Here is a 20,280-nt window from a genome sequence, read left to right as displayed (position 1 = left end):
TTTCCCAGGGATGTGCAGGTTCAAGATCGCTGCCCGCTCTGCTTGCCGCTGGTCCGGCGAGCCGTAGTCGGCATCCGCGCCTACCTCGAAGACGTCCCGTTCGGTTCGCCCGGCCGGGCCGAGCATGCGTGGCGCCGTCCCGTCCCGATCGGCGGTGTGCCGGGGACTGTGGTGGCATGGGGACCGAGTGACCGGACGAACGGGAGGCCAGGAGTGGGGCAGAAGATGCGCTGGGCTGTTGTCAGCGGAGACGGGTTGCCGGTCAGCGGGCTGCTGACGATCTTCCGCAACATCGTCGACCGGGCGCGCGCGGCGGACCTGCTGGAGTTCCCGGTCACCGCGGACCTCGGCTATTCGTGGCGGGCGGACAAGCAGCGGTTCTTCCCGCGTGGCCTGCCGGGCGCGGAGTACCCGTCGTGGCTGCGGGTCTCCGACGCGGTTCCCGTGCCGATGGACCCGGCGCCGTGGATGGAAAAGCTCGACACGCTCCGCCGGACCGTGGCCGCGCCGGAGGAGCTGGACGAGACCGAAGCCGCCGCTTTGCGGCGCGAGATCGAGATCTACAGCGCGTACTACGAGGAGTACTTCTACGACTGGTTCACCGAACACGACGTCGACTGGGTGGTCGCGATCAACCTCACCCTCTCGGACGCCGTCCCGGTCACCACGGCGCTGCACCGCGCCGCGGCCCGCCGGTGGGCGGGGGACCGGCCCGGCGGAGTGCTGTACTGGGACCACGACCTGTTCGGCAGCTGCGCGATCTTCGAGGACGGCAAGCGTTTCTACCCCGCCGCGCCCAACGACTTCACGCCCGTGCCCGGCACCACGGAATCGGACCGCTGGGCGGTGGTGTCGCCGGCGCTGCTGACCGAGGCGCAGAAGTACCCGTCCGAGCTCGAGCCGGAGCTGCTCACCAACGTCCTCCCGCTGGTCCCGGACGGCCCGCTCGAGTCCCGCCACCAAGAGTTCCTGGCCGAACGCGACATCGAGCCGGGACGCCCGGTCGTGCTGGTGCCTGTGCGGGTCTTCGCGGTGAAAGGGGTTGAGATCTCGGTGCGGGTGTTCGCCGGAGTGCGTGAGGAGTGCGCGCGTCTCGGTGTCCCCGACCCGGTCCTGCTGGTGTTCGGCAGCCTCGACGAGGAGCCGGGGTACGCGGAGGTGGTGCGCGAAGCCGTGGCGGAGACGAGCACCGCCGACGCCGTCCGGTTCCTCGACGGGGTCCCGATTTCGAGCCACCGCGACAGCAGCGGCACGTGGCGGCTGGACGAGATCGACCTGCTGCGGGTGGCGCGAGCCTCGCACGGCGCGGTGCTGTTCACGCCGAGCTGCGTCGACGTCGAGACGGTCGGGCTCGGGCCGGCCCTCGCGGCGCTGGCGGGCATCCCTTGCGCTGTAACGCCTTACGACGCGTTCGGCGCGCACTTCGGCCCCGGCTTCGCCCGCGTCGAGGTGGACCCCGAGGAACCGCGCCCGGCCGGCCGGGAACTGGCGCGGCAGCTGTCGGCCTTGCGCGAAGGCGACGAGTCTCTGGCTGTGGTGATGCGGGCCAACTTGGCGCGGGTGGAAGAGCGTTTCCCGGACGGCCCGTGGACGGCTTTCCTGACCGCGATGGCCGACGGAACAGCCTGACACCGTGAAAGCGGGGCATGCCGGATCACCACCGGGTAGCGGCTCCGGGTTCGCGAACATCCGCTCCGCTGCCATCCCCGGCTGCAGGCAGTTCCCCGGTGTTCAGCTCATGCGCGTCGGTGCGGGCGCGCTCCAGCCGCTGGAGCGGATCCACTCGGCCAGGTCCCAAGTGGCGGGCTCGATCGCCCGCACTGCTGCGAGGTCCGACGGGTGTTCGGACGCCTCGGCGAACTGGCGGAACATCGCCTTGTCGAGGTCGTTGCCGAGGACGCTCAGTGGCAGGGCCTCGTAGCGCGCCGGGAGCCCGGCGTGTGCGCCGAACGCGGCGGCGATCCGGCTACCCGTCAGCTCGTCGCCGACGACCTCGACTGCTCCGCTCGGCACGTCCGCCGTGCCGAGCAGGATCGAGGCGGCGACCCGGCCGATGTCCTTGATCGAGATCATCTTCAGGGCGATGCCGTCCGGCAGCGGCAGCCTCAGCACGATCGTTCCGTTCTCCAGGCGCGGCGCCATCACGGTCGCGAAGTTCTCCATGAAGGCCGTCGGGCGAACCATCGTGGCCCGCAGGCCGGAAAGCTTCAGGTATTCCTCGATCCGGTGCTTCGAGTCGTGGTGCGGCACGCCCGTTTCGCGATCCGCCCCGAAAACCGAGTTGAACACGACGTGCGGCACGCGTGCCGCGGCCGCCGCATCGACGAGGGCGGTGCCCACTCGGATTTCCTCCTCGATCTCCTCGAGGCTGTTCGCCTCCGGGGTCATGAAGTAGAAGGCAGCAACCGACTCCAGCGCGGCGGCCGTTGACGCCGGGTCGTCGATCCGGATGGCCGACAGTTCGACGCCCCGGGCGGCCAGCGCCCGCGCCCGCTCGGACTCGGGGGAGCGGACGAGGGCCCGCACCCGCGCTGCTCGGGCGAGTAGCGCGTCGACGACCGCCCCGCCCTGTTGCCCTGTCCCACCGAAGACCGCGATCGTGCCGTTTTCCCGCATGTCGACCACCTCTCATCAGTTCATGTCGTGAACCATATTAGTTCACGGCATGAACTGATGGCAACCTGCGCGGTGAGTCAGGGCGAGGCGGACCCCGGGACGCCCGCCGCGTCCACGATGGCGGTGGCGACGCGTTCGAAGTCGCGCTGGTCGTCGGCGTCGAGGTTCTCCGCGATGTCGGGGAGGCGCTTGGTCGTCTCGGCGTAGATGGCTTCGGCGAGCACCTTCCCCGTGGGTGTCACGCCGAGCATGATGACCCGCCGGTCCTGCTCCGAGTTCGCCCGGCTGACGAGTTCGCGCCGCTCGGTGCGGTCGACGAGCTGGCTCAGCGCGTTCTTGGTCATGCCGAGTGAGCTGGCGAGGTACGCCATCCGCTTCGGCTCGTCTTTGATCGCGCACAGCAGCGTGGCTTGCGTGGGGGTCAGGTCGTATTCGGCGCAGATCTCCGCGTACCTGCGCTGGATCAGGACCGAGAGCCAGAAGAGCTTGTCGCCGTAGTCCACGCCCGCCTCCTGTCTCCCGATGCTGAACGTCCAGCCTACCGGCCGCGGGCCGGCCCGCCCGACGTTCAGGTCTGCGCTGTCCACCGCTACATCGGGAACTTCGCCCGGAAGGCAGCCGAGATCGGTTCGAGGTCGGCGACGAGGCGGTCGAGATCGCCGGGGCTCAGTGCGTGGTACGGCGCCTCCGCGAGCCGGTCGGTCAGTGCTTCGACCCGTTCTTTCGTGGCCCGGCCGGCGGCGGTGAGCCGGCCGTCGGGTCCGACGAGGTCGCGGGCGCGCATGCCGTCGATGACCGCGTCCAGCTGCGCGGCGGGGAGGTGCCAGACGCGGCCGAAGTCCTTCGCGGGCATGTCGACGGACAGGGCGTGCAGCACGTGGGCTTCCGTGCCGCCGATGCCCTCGGTCAGCAAGGCGACGGTGTGGCCGTCACCGCGGTGCTCGCGCAGCAGCGTGGCAGCGTGCCACAGCCGCGCGACCGGCTCGTGCGGCGCCGGGAGCGCGCGCAGGGCGGCGTAGAGGGCGCGTCCCTCCACCGGTGCGCTGGCCGCCGCCTTCAGCAGGAGGTCGCCGGCGCGGGCGACGGCGGGGTCGTCCGCGAGGTCGCCGAGGATCCGCCGCATGCCCGTGACGCAGCCCCGTTCGCGGGCGGCCAGCGCCGCTTCGGGGGTGGTCAGGTCCCACACCCGGGGGAGGTGGCGGGCCACCTCCCCCGGGGCGAAGTTGTAGAAGATCGCGTGGACCACCTCGGCCGGCGCCGTCCGGCCGAACGGCGCGGCCCGTCCGGCGAAGTAGGCGTCCCACGGGTTGCGCAGTCCCAGCGCCAGCAGGGCCTCGTCCGCCTCGTCGGCGAAGTAGGGCACCAGGCCGATGGGCTCGACCAGGTCGTACATGCGGCGGGCGACGGGTTCCGGGTGCGACATCTCGTCTCCTGTGGGTTCCGGCGGCGCCCCTCATGGCGGCCGCTCACCTCCTCCACGAACGGCTCACTCCCGATTCGACACCCGGCTTCCACCCGATTTCAGGACGAGTTTGCCGCCGGCGGTCCGGTGAGCAGGCGTACTGGACGCCGTCGAGCTGTATGACGGCGATCGGCACCGCACGCGGATTGCCTGTCGTGCGGACGGCGACGGTCAGCACCCGCAGCGCGTGGCGGCCGTCGGTCCTGTGGGGCGGATCACCGAAACGGATCGGCGGCCCCTGACGACACCCCAGACGTCAAGCCGACGTGAGTTTGCCGTTCCCGTCCGGCTGACCAGGTGTTACTGTCGGTTCGTTTGGCCAGTACAACTTCATGATTTTTCTGCCCGTGGCAGGGGAAGCCGGTCGAAGTCCGGCGCTGTCGCGCAACCGTAGGTCACCTTGGGTGACGAGTCGGGTTACCTCCTCGGGCAGGTGTTGTCGAACCGCTGTCGCGTAAACAGTGAGTGACGCCCGGCCCTGAGGGTCGGTCTCTCTCGTGGTGCGCGCCGGCGTCTGGGGAGAGGAAAGAGCAGGTGGCCGGCAAGCGGTTCAGGCCCGTCGCGGCCTTGGCGTCCGCCATCGTCGTGTTCGCGGTGGGCTCGTTGACCCCGGCTTTCGCCGGTGATGTCGCTGCTTCGAAACCCACGTCGACGTGGCTGGCTGCGCAGCTCTCGCCCGAGGGGACCCTGCAGAACCCGCTCGGCGGGGAGCTGCCCGACCACGGCTTGATGATCGACACCCTGTTCGCGATGTATGCCTCGGGTGACGGGTCCCTGGCCGCGCCGATCGTGAAGTACCTCGACGACGACCATCACGCGACCGACTACTACACGTGGGACGGCCTCGTCCCGGGCCAGGGCTACGACGCGATCATCACCGGTGGTGCCGCGGCGAAGGTGCTGGTCGCGGCGGAAGTCGCCGGGCGCGACCCGCGGAACTTCGGCGGGCACGACATGGTCGCCGAAACCCTCGGCACGATCATGCGTTCGGGCGTCGACAAGGGCCGCGTCAGCGACTACTCGAAGAACCCCGACTTCAAGGACTTCGTCAGCAACAACGCCAACATGTTCGGCCAGGCTCTGGCCGTGATCGGGCTGGCGGGCGCGGGCCTCACTGACCGGCTCGCCATCGACACGATGCTGAAGCAGCAGTGCTCGGAGGGTTACTTCCGGATCTTCTTCGGCCTCATCCCGACCGCCGAGACCGGCGACCAGGTGACCCCGGACGGCCACAAGATCTCGACCTGCGACGAGGGCAAGCCGTTCGACCAGTCGGCACCGGACGGCGACACGACCGGCGTCGCGCTTTCGGCGATGCTCGCCGCCCGCGACGCCGGCGCGGCGGGCCTGGACGCGCCCATCACCAAGACCGTCCGGTGGCTGAAGGCGCACCAGACCGCGACGGGCGGTTGGGGCGGCGGTGTCGGGACAGAAGCGGCCAACACCAACAGCACCGGCCTGATCCTCCAAGCGCTCGCGGACGCCGGGTGCGTGGACGCCGCGATGACCTCGGGGACGGCGTTCCTCAAGTCCGCGCAGGTGACCGCGGCCGACTCGGGTAACCGGCTCGCGGACCAGCTCGGCGCGATCGCCTACACCCCGGCGGAGTACCAGGCGGCGCGGGCGAACGGGATCGGCGGGCTCGACACCTGGATCCGCGCGAGCGCCCAGGCCGCGCTCGGCCTGTCCCAGGTCGGGTTCCACGACCTCACCCTGCGACACGCCCCCGTCGCGAGGCGACCTGACCCCGGCTGCCTCCCGCCGCCACCTCCTCCGCCCTCCGGTGAGAAGCCCCCGGCGACCGGCGGCCCCGCCGCGACTCCGCCGGTCAGCAAGAAGGCCGGCACCCCGGCCGTGCGGCCCGGTTCATTACGCGGCACCGTGGTGACGCCTCCCGGCGCGCCCGCGCAAGTCGCCGGTCCGACCCCGGCCGACCGCCTCGGCGGCTACCTCGCCGGACGGCTGGTGGACGGCGACCACGTCGAGGTCAGCCAGGACGGCAAGACCTTCGTCGACTACGACCTCACCGCCGACCTCGTGCTCGCCCTGCGCACGCTGGGGCAGCAGCCGGACGCCGTGGCTCGTGCCTCGCGCTTCCTGCTGAACCCGGACTCGATCGAGGCCTACGCCCACGGCGCCCCCTACGAGAAGGGCGCGGCGAATTACGCCGAACCCTTGGCGAAGCTGCAGACCATCGCGCGATTCCTCGAAGCCGGCGAGCAAGACCTCACGCCGGTCACTGCCCAGCTGACCCAGGACCTCACCGCGCTGCGGACCCCGGCCGGCGAGTTCACCGACACCGGCGAATTCGCCGACGGCACCCATTCCCTCCAACGCCACGCCTGGGCGACCTTGGCCACCACCGCGGGCGCGGATCCGGCGGCGGCAAAGGCTGCCGTCGACGCGCTGGTGACGCACCAGTGCGCGGACGGTCTCTTCCCGGCCGCGTTCACCACGGAGCCGTGTGCCACGGGGGACCTGGCCGCGACCGCCGCCGCGGTCCAGGCGTTGAACGCCGAGCCTCGCACGGTGAGCGAACCGGTCAGCGCCGCGGTCGGAATGCCGGGCAACGCCGCACCGGCCGCCTGGACGTCCGGACACCGGCGCGCCCTCGAGTCCGCCGCCGCGGCTCTGACCGCGCGCACCCGCACGGACGCCACGATCTCCGGCACCGACGGACAGCCGGATCCCGCGCTCACCGCGGTCGTCGCCGGAGGCCGCCAGGCAGCCGGACTCGACGCGAGCAAGGCCGCGCAGGCGCTCGGTGCGCTCGTGCTGGCCGACGGCGGGCTGCCGAAGGCACCGGGCGGGCCGAGCGACCCCGGTGTGAGCATCGCGTCGGCTCCCGGGATCGCCGGCCGGACCTGGTTCGATGCTGACGGCTCCCCGCTCGTCACCGCCGCGCGGCTGCCTCTGACCGATCAGCCGCCGGCTGCCGGACACGGCCCCGCCATCGCGCAGTCGGCGACGAGCACGTCCGCGGTCTGGCTGGCGGCCCGTTTCTCGGGCGCGGTGGTCCTCTTCGTCTTCGCGCTGGCCTTGGGTCTGCGCCACCTCGTCCACCGCACATCACGCACCAGGGGGTAACACCATGAGACGCATTCCTTCGCTGCTCGCCGGGCTCGCCGTCCTGGCCGGTCTCGTCGTCACCGCGCCGACGCCCGCGTCGGCGGTCGATCCGACCAAGGGCTACAACGGGATCTGCACCGGCAACGACGCCCTCACCGGCGTCACCGTCGTCATCGACTTCCAGGAGCTCAACGGCAACGGCGGAACGGCAGCCCCGACGATCACCCGCTGCTCGCCGAACGCCACCCCGGGCACCGACCGCAACGGTATCCAGGCCCTGCAGGACGCCGGAATCGCCGTTGCCGGCGTCGCGCAGTGGGGCCTGGGATTCGTGTGCCGGCTGGAGGGACGGCCGTCGGCGACCGAGCCGATCCCGGTCTCGGGCAACCCGACCTACAAGGAAGCCTGCGTGCGCACCCCACCCGCGGGCGCGTACTGGTCGTACTGGAACGCCACCGGCGCGAACACCACCTGGACCTACAGCAGCTACGGCGCTCTCAACCGCAACGTCGTTCCGGGCGGTTTCGAGGGCTGGTCGTTCTCGCTGAACAAGTCCGCCAGCACTAACCCGGAGCCGCGAGTGACGCCGCGCAACTCGGCGGTCAACGCCACCAACCCCACGGTGAGCCTTTCGGTCGACGACCTGGACCGCAAGATCACCCTCGGCCAGAGCACGACGCTGACCTGGACCTCCACCAACTCCACGACGCTCACGGCGCAGTCGGTGTCCCCGGCCACCGGCGGCGGCTCCTGGACCGGCTCGCTGGCGGTGCCGGGCGGCACGAAGTCGATCACTCTGACGGCCAAGGGCACCTACGTCTACACGATCAAGGCGACCGGTACGGGCGGCACGGTGTATTCGACCGCGTCGTTGACGGTGCAGTGATCCGACGCGCAGCCGGCGTCGCGGCGGCCACCGTCCTGGTGGCCGCCCTGACGCCGGGCACCGCCCAGGCCATCGACCAGAGCAAGGGCAAGCCCGGCTTCTGCACCGACGGCGCCGGCGTCACGGTCGTGATCGACTTCCAGCAGCTCGGCGGCACGACGATCGTGCGCTGCGACCCGCAGACCGGCCGCGGCACCGGGCTGGACGCGCTGAAGAACGCCGGGTTCCAGATCGCCGGGGTGCAGCGGTGGGGTGAAGCGTTCATCTGCCGGATCGAGAACCGGCCGTCCGCGGTCGAAGAGATCCCGGTCAAGGGCAACGAACACTACAAAGAGACCTGTGTGGACACTCCGCCGGCGGCGGGGTACTGGTCGTACTGGCACTCGGGGAACAACTGTGCCTGGGAGTACAGCCAGTGGGGCGTGAAGAACCGCGACTTCACCCCGGGCGGGTTCGAGGGCTGGTCGTTTTCCCTCAACGCGACCGCAGACTCCAACCCGGTCCCGCGGATCGCCCCGGTCCGGCCCGGCAGCGCCGGCGAGGGCTGCACGACCGCGGCCGAGCCGGTGCCGACGTCCGATGACCTCAACGAAAAGCAGCCGGGCAGCGTCGCCGGGGGACAGCGGGGCGGCGGCACCGCCGCCACCCCTGGCGCACCGGCCGGAGGAACGCAGACGGCCACGCCGGGGCAGCCGGGTGAGGATCCGGCGTCCTCGCGGGCGTTGCCGCCGCCGAAGCCGCGGCCGGGCGGCGGCGCGCAGGGCGCGCCCGATCCCGCGAAGAACGTCGCGTTCACCGGCGGTGAGAGCGCGCCGGACGTCAACCAGGCGATCAAGGAGCAGGCCGGAGCCAGCGACTACGCGCCCTGGGTCGCCGGGGGAGCGGTCGTGCTGCTGGGCGCGGCGGCGTGGTTCACCGCCCGGCAGCGCAAACGCGCGCGGGAAAGGTGATGCTCGCTTCCTGGTTCCTGCCCCGCGACCTGCACCCGGCGGCGTGGTGGGTGTGGGCGCTCGGGCTGGCCGTCGCGGCCGGCCGGACGACGAACCCGTGGCTGCTGCTGACGATCTGCGCGGTGCTCTGCTACGTCGTGATCGCGCGGCGGGCGGACGCGCCGTGGGCGATGGCGTTCCGGATGTACGCCTACCTGGCCGCGGTGATCATCGGGGTGCGGGTGTTCTTCCGGATCGTCTTCGGCGGCGCCGAGGGCTCGACGATCATCCTGCGCCTGCCGGAGATCCCGCTGCCCGCGTGGGCGGCGGGCATCCGGCTGCTCGGCGACGTCTCGGCCGAGTCGGTGCTCGGCGGGCTCTACGACGGCCTGCGACTGGCGACCATGGTGCTCTGTCTCGGTGCGGCGAACGCGCTGGCGAACCCGAAACGGCTGCTCAAGGCCATGCCGCCGGCGCTGTACGAGATCGGGACGGCGGTGATCGTCGCGCTCTCGGTGTTCCCGCAGCTGGCCGAAAGCGTCCAGCGCGTGCACCGCGCGCGGAAGCTGCGTGGCGGCGCGAAGGGACGGCGGTTCCGCGCGTTGCACGCCGTGATCATCCCGGTGCTGGAAGACGCGCTGGACCGGTCGTTGCAGCTGGCGTCCTCGATGGACTCCCGCGGCTATGGCCGGGCCGGCGTGGTGAAGGCCCGGGCGCGGCTGCTCACCGGAACGCTGATGATCACCGGGCTGATCGGTATCTGCGTCGGCGTCTACGCCACGCTTGACGGCTCGACGCCGCGGTTCCTGGCCACACCGTTCCTGGCGGTGGGGCTGGTGCTCGGCCTGATCGGCTTCCGGACCGCCGGGACCCGGGTCCGGCGCAGCCGCTACCGGCCGGACCGCTGGCACCCGGCCGAGTTCGTGACCGCGGCGAGCGGAATCGGCGTGGCCGTGGTGCTGTTCACGACGTCCAGTGTGGACCCGACGAACCTCAACCCCTCGCTCAGCACGCTGTCCTGGCCGCTGCTGTCCTGGCTGCCTCTCGCGGGCGTGCTGCTCGGCGTGCTCCCGGCCTTCCTGACCCCGCCGCCCGCGCTGCCGTTCGAGGCGGAAGCGGTGCCCGAGAAGGAGAAAGTCCCCGCATGATCGAGCTGGACCACGTGTCCTTCTGGTACCACGGACAATCGGAGCCTGTCCTCGCCGACGTCTCGTTGACGATCGGCGAAGGCGAGCTTGTGCTGGTCGCCGGCCGGACCGGGTCGGGCAAGTCGACGCTGCTCGGCACGTTCAACGGCCTGGTCCCGCACTTCACCGGCGGCCACCTCGAAGGCACGGTGTCGGTCGAGGGCGTCACGACGCGCGAGCGGCCACCGCGGGAGTTCGCGCACCTCGTCGGCGTCGTCGGGCAGGACCCCTTGGCGGGGTTCGTCACCGACGTCGTCGAGGACGAACTGGCCTACGGCATGGAACAGCTCGGCCTGGCGCCGCAGGTGATGCGCCGCCGGGTCGAGGAAACCCTGGACCTGCTGGGCATCGCCGAGCTGCGCCGCCGTCCACTTCGGACACTCTCAGGTGGTCAGCAGCAGCGGGTCGCGGTGGGTTCGGTGCTGACCATGCACCCGAAGGTCCTCGTGCTCGACGAGCCGACGTCCGCATTGGACCCGATCGCGGCCGAGGAGGTGCTCGCGACGCTGGCGCGGCTCGTGCAGGATCTCGGCACCACTGTCGTGCTGGCCGAGCACCGGATGGAACGGGTGATCCCGTTCGCCGACCGCATGCTCTACGTCCCGGGCGACGGCAGCGTCCTCGACGGGACTCCGCCGGAGGTGTTGCGGACGTCGCCGATCGCGCCGCCGATCGTCCGGCTCGGGCGGCTGGCCGGGTGGGACCCGCTGCCGATGTCGGTGCGCGACGCCCGTCGCGTCGCGAAGCCCTTGCGCGACCGGCTCGGACCGGCGGAAGCCGCGCCTGCCGCGCCCGTCGCCGAGCCGGTGCTCACCGCGTCCGACGTGGTGGTGCGGTACGGGCCGGTGGTCGCCGTCCGCGGCCTCGACCTCGACCTGCGGCCCGGCCGGGTGGTGGCGATGATGGGCCGCAACGGCTCCGGGAAGTCGTCGCTGCTGTGGGCGTTGCAAGGCTCGGGCCCCCGGCAGGGCGGCAAGGTGCGTGCCGCCGGCGTCGATCCGGGGGAGCTGCCGAGCGCGAAGGCGCGCAAAGTCGTCGGCCTGGTGCCGCAGACCGCGAGCGACCTGCTCTACCTCGAGTCCGTCGCCGCCGAATGCGCCGCGGCCGACGCCGAATCCGGTGCCGAACCCGGCTCCTGCCGGGGCCTGCTCGACCGGCTCGCCCCGGGTATCGACGACGGCAAGCACCCGCGTGACCTGTCCGAAGGCCAGCGGCTCGCGCTGGTGCTGGCGGTGCAGCTGTCCGCGTCGCCCTCGATCATGCTGCTCGACGAGCCGACCCGCGGCCTGGACTACACCGCCAAGGCCGCGCTCGCGGACATGGTCGCCGCGATGGCCGCCGAGGGACGCGCGGTGGTCGTGGCCACGCACGACGTCGAGTTCGTCGCGACGATCGCCGACCGGGTCGTGGTCATGGCGGAAGGCGAGATCGTCAGCGACGGCTCGACCGCCGACGTGCTCAGCGGCTCCCCGGCCTTCGCGACGCAGGTCGCCAAGATCCTCGGCGGCGGCTGGCTGACCGTCGCCGAAGTCGAAGCGGCCGTCTCGTGATCCGTCACTGGGGGCGCGCCGACCAGGCCGTGCGCGTCGGCCCGCGGTCGGCCGTGGTGCTCGGCTTGGCGTCGCTGGCCGGGTTGATGATGTTCGTCTGGCCGTTGTTGGTGCGCGTCGAGCCGCAGAGCATGCAGCACGGGCCGGACGCGCCGTTCATCTTCTTCGGCATCCTGCCGATCCTGATCGTCATCGTGCTGGCCGAGCTGTCCGAAGGCGGCATGGACGCCAAAGCCCTCGCCATGCTCGGCGTGCTGTCCGCGGTCAACGCGGCGCTTCGGCCACTCGGCGCGGGGACCGCGGGCATCGAGACGGTGTTCTTCATGCTCGTGCTGGCCGGACGGGTGTTCGGCGCGGGGTTCGGGTTCGTGCTCGGCTGCACGTCGCTGTTCGCCTCGGCGCTGCTGACCGCGGGGGTCGGGCCGTGGCTGCCGTTCCAGATGCTGTGCTCGGCCTGGATCGGCATGGGCGCCGGCCTGCTGCCGCGGAAGGTGACCGGCAAGGCCGAGATCGTGATGCTCGTCGGCTACGGCATCGTGGTGGCGTACCTGTTCGGGTTCCTGATGAACCTGTGGTTCTGGCCGTTCATCACCGGCGCCGAAGTCCCTTACTACCACGGGCACATCTCGTACGTCCCGGGCGATCCGGTGCTGGAGAACCTGCACCGCTTCGCCGTCTTCACGCTCTTGACGTCGACCGCGGGCTGGGACACCGGCCGGGCGATCACCAACACCGCGGCGATCCTCGTCCTCGGCCCCGCGGTGCTCGCCACCCTGCGCAGGGCGTCGCGCAAAGCCTCCTACGGCGTCGCACCGAGCTTCGCCGAACTCCCGATGGAAAGGCAGAACCAGTGAAACTCCGGATCCTCACGGCCGCACTCGCGCTCACCTTGGCGTTCCCGGCGGTCGCCTCGGCCACCCCCGCACGGCAAGCCGCCGACGACGCCTCCGGCTGGCTCGCCAGACAGCTGGTCGACGGCGACCACCTCGTCACCGTCTTCGGCGGCGTGGCCTACCCGGACACCGGCCTGACCATCGACGGCATCTTCGCTTTCGCCTCGGCCGGCGTCGCGAACACCGCCGCGGGCCGCGCGACCACCTACGTGGCCAGCAACCTGGCCGGCTACATCGGCGACGGCGTCACCGAGTCCTACGCAGGCGCGACCGCCAAGGCTGCGCTGGCCGCGGAAGTCCGGGGCCTGAACCCGGCGTCGTTCGGCGGCACTGATCTGCCGACGCGGCTGCGTGCGTTGCTCACCCCGTCCGGACGCTTCTCGGACAAGTCCGCGTTCGGCGACTTCAGCAACGCCTTCTCCCAGTCCCTGGCGATCCTCGCGCTCGACCGCACGCCGGGCCACGCGCCCGCGTCGGCGGTGAACTTCCTCGCGGGCACCCAATGCGCGGACGGCGGCTTCCCCCTCGACCTCGCCGCAACACCGTGCGTGAGCGACACCGACTCGACGGCGATGGCGGTCCAGGCGCTGCAGGCCACCGGCCGAATCGGCACGTCCCAACAGGGCCTGACCTGGCTGGCGGGCAAGCAGCAGGCCAACGGTGGCATCTCGGTCGGGACCGGCGACCCGGCGGTCGCGCCGAACGCCAACACGACCGGGCTCGCGGGCCAGGCGTTTCGCGCGGGCCTGCGGCTCGCGGCGGCTCGGAAGGCCAAGACGTTCCTGACCGGCCTGCAGGTCGGCTGCGCAGCTGTTCCGGCGAACCGGGGCGCGATCGCCTACGACGCCACCGGCTACAACGCCGACACGGTCGTCCGCGCGACCACGCAGGGAATCCTCGGCCTCGGCGGGCGCGGGTTCGCCCAGCTGACCTCGGCCGGTTCGTCGGCCGCCGAGCCGGTGCTGGTGTGCGCGTGAGGCGGGTCCTGGCCGGCTGGCTGGCCGGGCAGCTCACCGCCAGGGCACGCTGGAGAACCCGTTCGGCGGGCCGCAGCCCGACTACGGCCTGATGATCGACACGCTGTTCGCCCTGCACGCAGCGGGTCACGACGCGCAGGCGCACCGATCGCGACCTATCTCGACGAGAAGCGGCACGCGACCGACTACTACACCTGGGACGCACTGGTCCCGAACCAAGGCCACGATCCCGCGCTCCGGTCCGGACAAGGGCCGGGTCAGCGACTATTCGAAGAACCCGGACCTGGCCGACATGGTGAGCAACAACGCCAACATGTTCGGCCAGGCGCTCGCGGTGATCGGGCTGGCCGGCGTCGGCGAGAACGACCGGCTCGCCATCGACACGATGCTGACCCAGCAGTGGTCCGAGGGCTACTTCCGGATCTTCTTCGCCCACGACCCCACCGGCCGGCGGATCACGACCTGCGACGAGGGCAAGACGGCCGGGGCCTCGGCGCCGGACGACGACACCACCGGGCTGGCGCTCTCGGCCCTGCTCGCGGCCCGTGACGCCGGAGCCACCGGGCTCGGCGTGCCGATCGCTCGCGCGGTGTCGTGGCTGAAAGCCCACCAGACGGCGAGCGGCGGCTGGGGCGGCGGGGTCGGCACCGAAGCCGGGAACACCAACAGCACCGGCCTGGTCGTGCAGGCCCTGGCCGACGCGGGCGGGGCGGGCCAAGCGGTCGGCCGAGGATCGGCGTACCTCGAGTCCGCGCAGGTGAACCGGAAAACGGATCGCGCCAACGCTTTGCGCGAGGAGATCGGAGCGATCGCCTACACCCCGGAGGAGTACGTGGCCGCGCGGGAGACCGGGATCGGCTCGGTGGACACGTGGATCCGGGCCGGCGCACAGGCGACGCTCAGGCTCGCTCATGTCGGCTTCCACGACTTGACGCGGAACTGCGTTCGACACCCGTGAGCCCGCGGCCGCCGGACCACCGCCCGGTCCGGCGGCCGGGGCTACGATCCGGGACATGACCTCGTCCCGCGACGACCTGATCGAGCTGTCCGGTTTCGCCTGGCACCGGCTGCGCGGGCGCATGGACGGGCTCAACGATGTCTGCACCCACCATCCACAAGGGACTCGCCGGGGTCGTCGTCGACACGACCGAGGTGTCGATGGTCAACCCCGACACGAATTCGCTGACCCACCGCGGCTACCCGGTCCAGGAGCTCGCCGCGCAGTGCAGCTTCGAAGAGGTGGCCTACCTCCTCTGGCACGGTGAACTCCCGACGCCCGGCCAACTCGCGGCCCAGAACTCGGCGGAACGAGCCCACCGAGCACTGCCGAACGACCTCGTGCTGACGCTGCTCTCGTTGCCCGCAACCGCGCACCCGATGGACACGCTGCGCACCGCCGTCAGCGTCCTCGGCGCCCACGAAGGGCCCGCTGCACGGTGGCGCGAACGAGGCCGTGATGGCGACGTTCGAGGAGATCGGCATTTCGGGCAACGCCGAAGCCTGGTTGGGGAAAGCGCTTGCCGACAAGCGGAAGATCATGGGGTTCGGCCACCGTGTCTACAAGAAGGGCGACTCCCGCGTCCCAACGATGCGCAAAGCGCTGCAGGAGGTGGCCGAGCTGCGCGGCGGACATGAGCTACTCGACTTGTACGAGGCCCTCGCCGAGGCGATGTACGCGGCCAAGGGGCTGCACCCGAACCTCGACTACCCGGCCGGGCCGGCGTACCGCCTGATGGGCTTCGACACGCCGGTGTTCACGCCGGTCTTCGTCGCTGCCCGGATCACCGGCTGGACGGCGCACATCATCGAGCAGCTGTCGTCCAACAGCCTGATCCGTCCGTCGAGCACCTACCGCGGCAAGCCGCAGCGAGCGATCACCCGGTCATGAAACGCTCAGCTGCGCAGAACGCCCGCGCGATGACCGACTCGTCAATCGCGGTCGCGGCCCTCGCCGAGGGGATCCTCGGAATTCTCAGCCGCGCTGGATGCCCTGGAAGAACATTGGTTGCGATCTGTGGCGTCGCGGTACCCGGGGGAGTGGGCTGTCCTGGTGTCCTGGTGCCCGCACCTGCGGTCCCGGCGGGTCTGGAGCCCGGCCCGGGGCCCGTCGCCATCTGACGACTGAAGCCCTGCCCCTCCGAGGAGGGACAGGGCTTCTGACCTGCAGTTTCAGGTGGTGCGCGATACTGGGATTGAACCAGTGACCTCTTCCGTGTCAGGGAAGCGCTCTCCCGCTGAGCTAATCGCGCGAGGTGGAGACGGGATTCGAACCCGTGTACACGGCTTTGCAGGCCGTTGCCTCGCCTCTCGGCCACTCCACCGTGCCAGGCCTCGAGAGCCTATCGAGCGGATGACGGGATTCGAACCCGCGACCCTCACCTTGGCAAGGTGATGCGCTACCAGCTGCGCTACATCCGCACTCCGCAGCTCCAGGTGGTGGAACCCCCGTCGCCGTGGTGTGGGAAAACCATATCGGACCCCGAAAACGGCTTCGACACCGGGGTGTCACTCAGCCGTTGCGGGCTCGTCATCAGGCCAGATCGTGCGGGATGAGGTGGGTGAGCGCGTCGTCGACGTCGACCCACAGGTGCTCGTTGCCCGGGAGGACCACGTCGTACGTGCGGTCGAGGAAGTCGGCGAGCTCCTGGGCCGACGCCTCGAACATGGCGTGCCCGGAGGGCGAGTTCAGCTCGATCAGCACGGACTCGGGGTCCTCGACCGAAGGGCGGATGCGGACGTCCCCGTCACCCGCGTCGGCCAGGAGGCCGTCCGCGAGGAGGTCACGCGCGTACACCCACTCGACCCAGCCGGCGCGGCCGGTGCGGAAGGCGGCGACGACCGCGTACGGGTCGCGTGTGTCGTAGCGCAGCTCCACCTTCACCGGAACCGCGGGAGTCCGCGGCGCCAGCAGGTCGAAGACCGCCGTCGAGCGGAGCGTCACGTGATCGTTGCGCATCGTCCTACCCTTCGTCTCCCTTCCCGGCCCGGCCCGGCCGAGGGCGTCACCACTGGGACGCATCGGGAGGCCCGATCCGTCGCGGATGCGCCACAGATCACCCGTACGGACTCATGGCCCCCGTCTGTCACCCCGTGATCACCCGCGGCGCGCAGCAGACCGGCGTGCCCCGCGGGACCCACGCCTCCATACTGCGCGGTTTAGTCGCCGGGCGATAGCACCGTCGCACGGATGTCGAACGTGGTGTCGGGCGGCCCCCGGCCGCCACAACCCCGGCTAGCTCGGGGTTGTTCGTTCCGTACTCGCCGGTAAGCGGAGTGTGGTCGACGAGGACCACCCGTTTGCAGGCGTCCTGAAGTAGTGCGCTACAGTTGTCTGAACACCCCGAGCGGGCGATTAGCTCAGGGGGAGAGCGCTTCGTTCACACCGAAGAGGTCACTGGTTCGATCCCAGTATCGCCCACCCGAATCGCAGAAGAGCCCTGCTTGCGAAATGCGCAAGCAGGGCTCTTCTCGTTGTGCCCTGGGGGCTGAGCCCTGCCGGTAGCACGCCCCCGGACCCCCAGGTCGGGTCACCTTTTCGATGCGTCCGCCAACCGGGACGTCTCAGGTCCTCCAGCGGCGCCGCGAAGCGGAGTGAACGGTCCGTTCGGATCCTGCGTATGTGCTGACGAGGGTTGTTCGGGCGTCCTGTTCGGAGCCGTGGGCACCTTCCTCTGAAACCTGCCGTTGCGGCCGGCTTCTGTCGCACCGAACCTTGCTGGAGGTCTGCATGTGATCCTCGGCACGCCTTGTCACCGCAGGGCGTGCCGACGGGGTGTCGCGACGTGTGACGGAAACGCCGCGCGTGACGACTTGATGATGAGTGTCACGCTGTGATCATCCCGTGGCGGCACGGAGCCGGATCGCGGCCCGTCCTGGTCCACTGTGGACCGCCTCGGCGCCGCAGTGTCCACAGTAGATCCGCGGCGGGCCGTTCGGCCGTTCGGAAGCACGTGGTCCACCCGAGTGCGGGTACCGTCTTTTTTGGCTACATTCCGTGATTTTTCCCGGGATACGCTTTATTACGCATCGTCATCATCTTGTTATCTTGCGGCCATTTTCTGGCGGGGAAGACGCGCAGCATGTGGCTGGAAATCGTTGTAACGATGCTGAGAGAGTCGCCGATACCTTGCCTTGTGAAGCCTCTGCGGGCACTGCGCGACCACTGAGTTGTGATGACTCTCCGAAATCACATTCGGTGACGCTGCGTACCTGCGAGATCAACCGATCCTGGTCCGGGAGGTCAGATGGAAGAGTCGGTGCGGCCTTCGTACACGGTGAGCCAGCCACCGCCGCACATCGACCTCCAAGCCATCCCGCGCCCCGCCCAGCGGGACGAGCGCCCGGCCGCCGAACCGGCCGGGACGCCGTCCCCCAAGGCGTTGCCGGCGGCCTGGGAAGCGAGGTACAGAGCCTGGGTCATCGGCAGCGACGTGTTCATCACGCTGCTGGTGATCGCGATCAGCGCGTTCGTCATCGATCGTGTTGCCCCGCACGACATGCACGCCTTCGGGACGATGCTCGCCATCTTCGTCTCGCTGCCGGTGAGCCGGGCGTGGAGCTCGCGGGTGCTCGGTGAAGGCGCGGAGGAGTACCGCACCCTCGGCCGCGGCTTCATCACCGCGGCCGTCCTGGTCGCCCTCGGCGGCCTGCTCTTCGGCGCGCTCGAGGTCCAGGTCTGGGTGTTCGTCGTCGTCCCGGCGATCGCGCTCGTCGCCTTCCCGCAGCGCTACCTGCTGCGCCAGGTGCTGCACCGCAAGCGTGCCAAGGGACTCTGCCTGCTGCCGGTGATGGCCGCGGGCAGCCCGGAGACCGTCGCCGACCTGATCGCGCGCACCCGGTCCGAGGTCCACGTCGGGTGGCGCGTCGAGGCGGCCTGCACGTTCACCGGCCACGGCGCCGACCGCGACAGCGGCGAGATCGACGGCGTCCCCGTGGTCGGCCGGCTCGAGGAGCTTTCCCGGCACGTGCGCCGCGGCGGCTACCGCGTCGTCGCCATCACCGCCGACCAGTACTGGAGCCCGAAGCGCCTGCAGCGCCTGGCCTGGGACATGGAGGGCACCGGCGCCGAGATGGTCGTGGCGCCCGTGCTGATGGAGGTCGCCGGGCCCCGGCTCAACGTCACCGGCGTGCTGGGGATGCCGCTGCTGCGGGTCACCGCGCCGATGTTCACCGGCGGGCGCCGCGTGGTGAAGGAGGTCGTCGACCGCGCCGGCTCGGCGCTGCTGCTCACGATGATGTCCCCGCTGCTGCTCGTCATCGCGCTCGCGATCAAGCTGAACGACCGCGGCCCGGTGATCTACCGCCAGCGCCGCGTCGGCCGCGACGGCGCCGTGTTCACGATGCTGAAGTTCCGCACGATGGTCACCAATGCCGACGAAATCCGGAAAACGCTCGAGACGGCGAACGAAGGCGCGGGTCCGCTGTTCAAGATGAAGCGCGACCCCCGTATCACCCGTGTGGGTGGTCTCCTGCGTCGATATTCGCTCGACGAACTGCCCCAGCTGTTCAACGTCGTCTCCGGGAAGATGTCGCTCGTCGGCCCGCGGCCGCCGTTGCCGGAGGAAACGGCGAAGTACGCGCCGGACGCCCGGCGCCGGCTGCTGGTGAAGCCGGGGCTGACCGGGCTGTGGCAGGTGAGCGGCCGGTCGGACCTGACGTGGGCGGAGAGCATCCGGCTCGACCTGCGCTACGTCGAGGACTGGTCACTGGCCCTGGACCTGGTGATCCTCTGGAAGACCTTCCGCGCGGTGATGGGCGGGCAGGGCGCCTACTGACCCGTTCGCACCGCGCGCCGCGCACCACGGCCGCCGATCCCCGCCGCAGGGGTCGGCGGCCGTGCTCGTGGTGGTGAAATCCGCGTGAGGCGATGCACCTTTCTCAGGGAAAGTGACGTTGTGATCCACTTCACCGCCCCGAAGTAGTTGAGCGCGAAATAGTTCAACGCTCAACCTGGTTCCTCCTGGTACCGACCCACGGAAGGAACCACAGCCCCATGACCACCTTTGCCGAGCAGACCGAAGCCCTTCAGCTGCCCTCGGACGTGCAGAACCTGCTGTTCCGCGAGGCGCGCACGGCCAACAGTTTCAGCTCCGAGCCGGTGACCGAGGAGCAGGTCCGCGCGATCTACGACCTCGTCAAGTGGGCCCCGACGTCGATGAACACCCAGCCGCTGCGTGCGCTGGTGCTGCGCACCGCCGAGGCGAAGGCCCGCCTGCTCCCGCACATGGCCCCGGGCAACCGGGACAAGACCGAAGCCGCCCCGCTGACCGTCGTGCTCGCCGCGGACGTCGACTTCCACGAGAACATCCCGCAGGTCTTCCCGCACGCCCCGCAGGTCAAGGACAACTTCTCCGACGAGCAGGGCCGCGTCGAGTTCTCGAAGCTGAACTCGCTGCTGCAGGTCGGCTACTTCATCATCGGCGTCCGCGCCGCCGGCCTGGCCGCGGGCCCGATGACCGGCTTCGACGCCGCCGGTGTCGACGACGAGTTCTTCGCCGGCAAGAAGTGGCGCTCGCTCGTCGTCGTCAACGTCGGCAAGCCGGGCGAGAACCCGTGGTTCGACCGCCTGCCGCGGCTGGACTTCGACCAGGTCGTCGAGACCCTCTGAGCGCCACCCCCTGATCGGGCAGGCCGCTTCCGGAACCGGAGGCGGCCTGCCCGTGCGTTCGCGGACGCGCGTGAGGCGCGCGCGGGCCGCCGACTAGCATCGAC

General features: G+C 70.6%; 16 protein-coding genes, 4 tRNA genes, 1 pseudogene and 1 riboswitch. Of the genes and pseudogenes, 14 read left to right on the top strand and 7 right to left on the bottom strand.

Going from position 1 to position 20,280, the window contains the following annotated elements; translation table 11 throughout:
• Positions 1-225 precede the first annotated feature (225 nt).
• Positions 226-1,629 carry a glycosyltransferase family protein gene (locus ACZ61C_RS36905; RefSeq protein ID WP_465312539.1) on the top strand — a complete coding sequence of 468 codons (1,404 nt, stop codon included), beginning with the start codon at positions 226-228 and terminating at the stop codon, positions 1,627-1,629.
• Positions 1,630-1,731: 102 nt separating this feature from the next.
• Here ACZ61C_RS36905 and ACZ61C_RS36900 read toward each other — a convergent pair whose 3' ends face one another.
• From ACZ61C_RS36900 to ACZ61C_RS36890, 3 genes are all read right to left on the bottom strand, one after another.
• Positions 1,732-2,616, bottom strand: a complete 885-nt coding sequence (locus tag ACZ61C_RS36900) for an NmrA/HSCARG family protein (RefSeq protein WP_465312538.1) — start codon at positions 2,614-2,616, stop codon at positions 1,732-1,734.
• Between the two features lie 77 nt (positions 2,617-2,693).
• On the bottom strand, positions 2,694-3,119 hold the full coding sequence (locus ACZ61C_RS36895) for a MarR family winged helix-turn-helix transcriptional regulator (protein WP_465312537.1): 426 nt from the start codon (positions 3,117-3,119) through the stop codon (positions 2,694-2,696).
• Between the two features lie 86 nt (positions 3,120-3,205).
• Positions 3,206-4,039: an SCO6745 family protein gene (locus tag ACZ61C_RS36890; protein WP_465312536.1), complete on the bottom strand. Its 834-nt coding sequence runs from the start codon at positions 4,037-4,039 to the stop codon at positions 3,206-3,208.
• Between the two features lie 366 nt (positions 4,040-4,405).
• Positions 4,406-4,552, top strand: a riboswitch (adenosylcobalamin (AdoCbl) riboswitch).
• Positions 4,553-4,612: 60 nt separating this feature from the next.
• On the opposite strand from ACZ61C_RS36890, the gene ACZ61C_RS36885 reads away from it, so the two are divergent.
• The 10 genes and pseudogenes from ACZ61C_RS36885 to ACZ61C_RS36840 all read left to right on the top strand — a co-directional run bounded on the left by ACZ61C_RS36885 (position 4,613) and on the right by ACZ61C_RS36840 (position 15,457).
• Positions 4,613-7,165 carry a hypothetical protein gene (locus ACZ61C_RS36885; RefSeq protein WP_465312535.1) on the top strand — a complete coding sequence of 851 codons (2,553 nt, stop codon included), beginning with the start codon at positions 4,613-4,615 and terminating at the stop codon, positions 7,163-7,165.
• A 4-nt stretch (positions 7,166-7,169) separates the two neighbouring features.
• Entirely contained in the window at positions 7,170-8,033 is an 864-nt protein-coding gene (locus ACZ61C_RS36880; RefSeq protein WP_465312534.1) for a hypothetical protein, read from the top strand.
• A complete protein-coding gene (locus tag ACZ61C_RS36875) occupies positions 8,030-8,983 on the top strand; it encodes an ABC transporter substrate-binding protein (RefSeq protein WP_465312533.1) in 954 nt (317 codons plus the stop codon). The genes ACZ61C_RS36880 and ACZ61C_RS36875 overlap by 4 nt, the downstream gene beginning before the upstream one ends.
• On the top strand, positions 8,983-10,110 hold the full coding sequence (locus ACZ61C_RS36870; protein WP_465312532.1) for an energy-coupling factor transporter transmembrane component T: 1,128 nt from the start codon (positions 8,983-8,985) through the stop codon (positions 10,108-10,110). The genes ACZ61C_RS36875 and ACZ61C_RS36870 overlap by 1 nt, the downstream gene beginning before the upstream one ends.
• Positions 10,107-11,699, top strand: coding sequence for an ABC transporter ATP-binding protein (locus tag ACZ61C_RS36865; protein ID WP_465312531.1), 1,593 nt, complete (start codon positions 10,107-10,109; stop codon positions 11,697-11,699). The genes ACZ61C_RS36870 and ACZ61C_RS36865 overlap by 4 nt, the downstream gene beginning before the upstream one ends.
• Positions 11,696-12,553 carry an ECF transporter S component family protein gene (locus tag ACZ61C_RS36860; RefSeq protein ID WP_465312530.1) on the top strand — a complete coding sequence of 286 codons (858 nt, stop codon included), beginning with the start codon at positions 11,696-11,698 and terminating at the stop codon, positions 12,551-12,553. The genes ACZ61C_RS36865 and ACZ61C_RS36860 overlap by 4 nt, the downstream gene beginning before the upstream one ends.
• Positions 12,550-13,569 (top strand): peptidase, encoded by a 1,020-nt coding sequence (locus ACZ61C_RS36855; protein ID WP_465312529.1) that lies wholly within the window; start codon positions 12,550-12,552, stop codon positions 13,567-13,569. The genes ACZ61C_RS36860 and ACZ61C_RS36855 overlap by 4 nt, the downstream gene beginning before the upstream one ends.
• Positions 13,570-13,660: 91 nt before the next feature.
• The gene (locus ACZ61C_RS36850) at positions 13,661-14,527 is read left to right on the top strand and encodes a hypothetical protein (RefSeq protein ID WP_465312528.1); all 867 of its coding nucleotides are present in this window, start codon (positions 13,661-13,663) and stop codon (positions 14,525-14,527) included.
• Between the two features lie 137 nt (positions 14,528-14,664).
• A pseudogene (locus ACZ61C_RS36845) lies at positions 14,665-14,937 on the top strand (citrate/2-methylcitrate synthase); the annotation flags it as partial.
• Positions 14,938-15,025: 88 nt separating this feature from the next.
• A complete protein-coding gene (locus ACZ61C_RS36840; RefSeq protein ID WP_465312527.1) occupies positions 15,026-15,457 on the top strand; it encodes a citrate/2-methylcitrate synthase in 432 nt (143 codons plus the stop codon).
• A gap of 286 nt (positions 15,458-15,743) precedes the next feature.
• Here ACZ61C_RS36840 and ACZ61C_RS36835 read toward each other — a convergent pair.
• The 4 genes from ACZ61C_RS36835 to ACZ61C_RS36820 form a co-directional block, all read right to left on the bottom strand.
• Positions 15,744-15,818 (bottom strand) — tRNA-Val (locus tag ACZ61C_RS36835).
• Position 15,819: 1 nt separating this feature from the next.
• Positions 15,820-15,890 (bottom strand) — tRNA-Cys (locus ACZ61C_RS36830).
• A gap of 24 nt (positions 15,891-15,914) precedes the next feature.
• Positions 15,915-15,987 (bottom strand) — tRNA-Gly (locus ACZ61C_RS36825).
• A gap of 112 nt (positions 15,988-16,099) precedes the next feature.
• On the bottom strand, positions 16,100-16,525 hold the full coding sequence (locus ACZ61C_RS36820) for an SsgA family sporulation/cell division regulator (RefSeq protein WP_033293569.1): 426 nt from the start codon (positions 16,523-16,525) through the stop codon (positions 16,100-16,102).
• A gap of 390 nt (positions 16,526-16,915) precedes the next feature.
• Between ACZ61C_RS36820 and ACZ61C_RS36815 the strand changes: the two genes are divergently transcribed.
• From ACZ61C_RS36815 to ACZ61C_RS36805, 3 genes are all read left to right on the top strand, one after another.
• Positions 16,916-16,987: transfer RNA gene (locus ACZ61C_RS36815), tRNA-Val, on the top strand.
• Positions 16,988-17,813: 826 nt separating this feature from the next.
• Positions 17,814-19,343 carry a sugar transferase gene (locus tag ACZ61C_RS36810; protein WP_465312526.1) on the top strand — a complete coding sequence of 510 codons (1,530 nt, stop codon included), beginning with the start codon at positions 17,814-17,816 and terminating at the stop codon, positions 19,341-19,343.
• A gap of 218 nt (positions 19,344-19,561) precedes the next feature.
• On the top strand, positions 19,562-20,176 hold the full coding sequence (locus tag ACZ61C_RS36805; RefSeq protein ID WP_465312525.1) for a malonic semialdehyde reductase: 615 nt from the start codon (positions 19,562-19,564) through the stop codon (positions 20,174-20,176).
• The last annotated feature ends 104 nt before the right edge of the window (positions 20,177-20,280 follow it).

It is taken from the genome of Amycolatopsis sp. NPDC104587, assembly GCF_055583645.1.
This window is presented reverse-complemented; position numbering and strand designations above follow the sequence as displayed.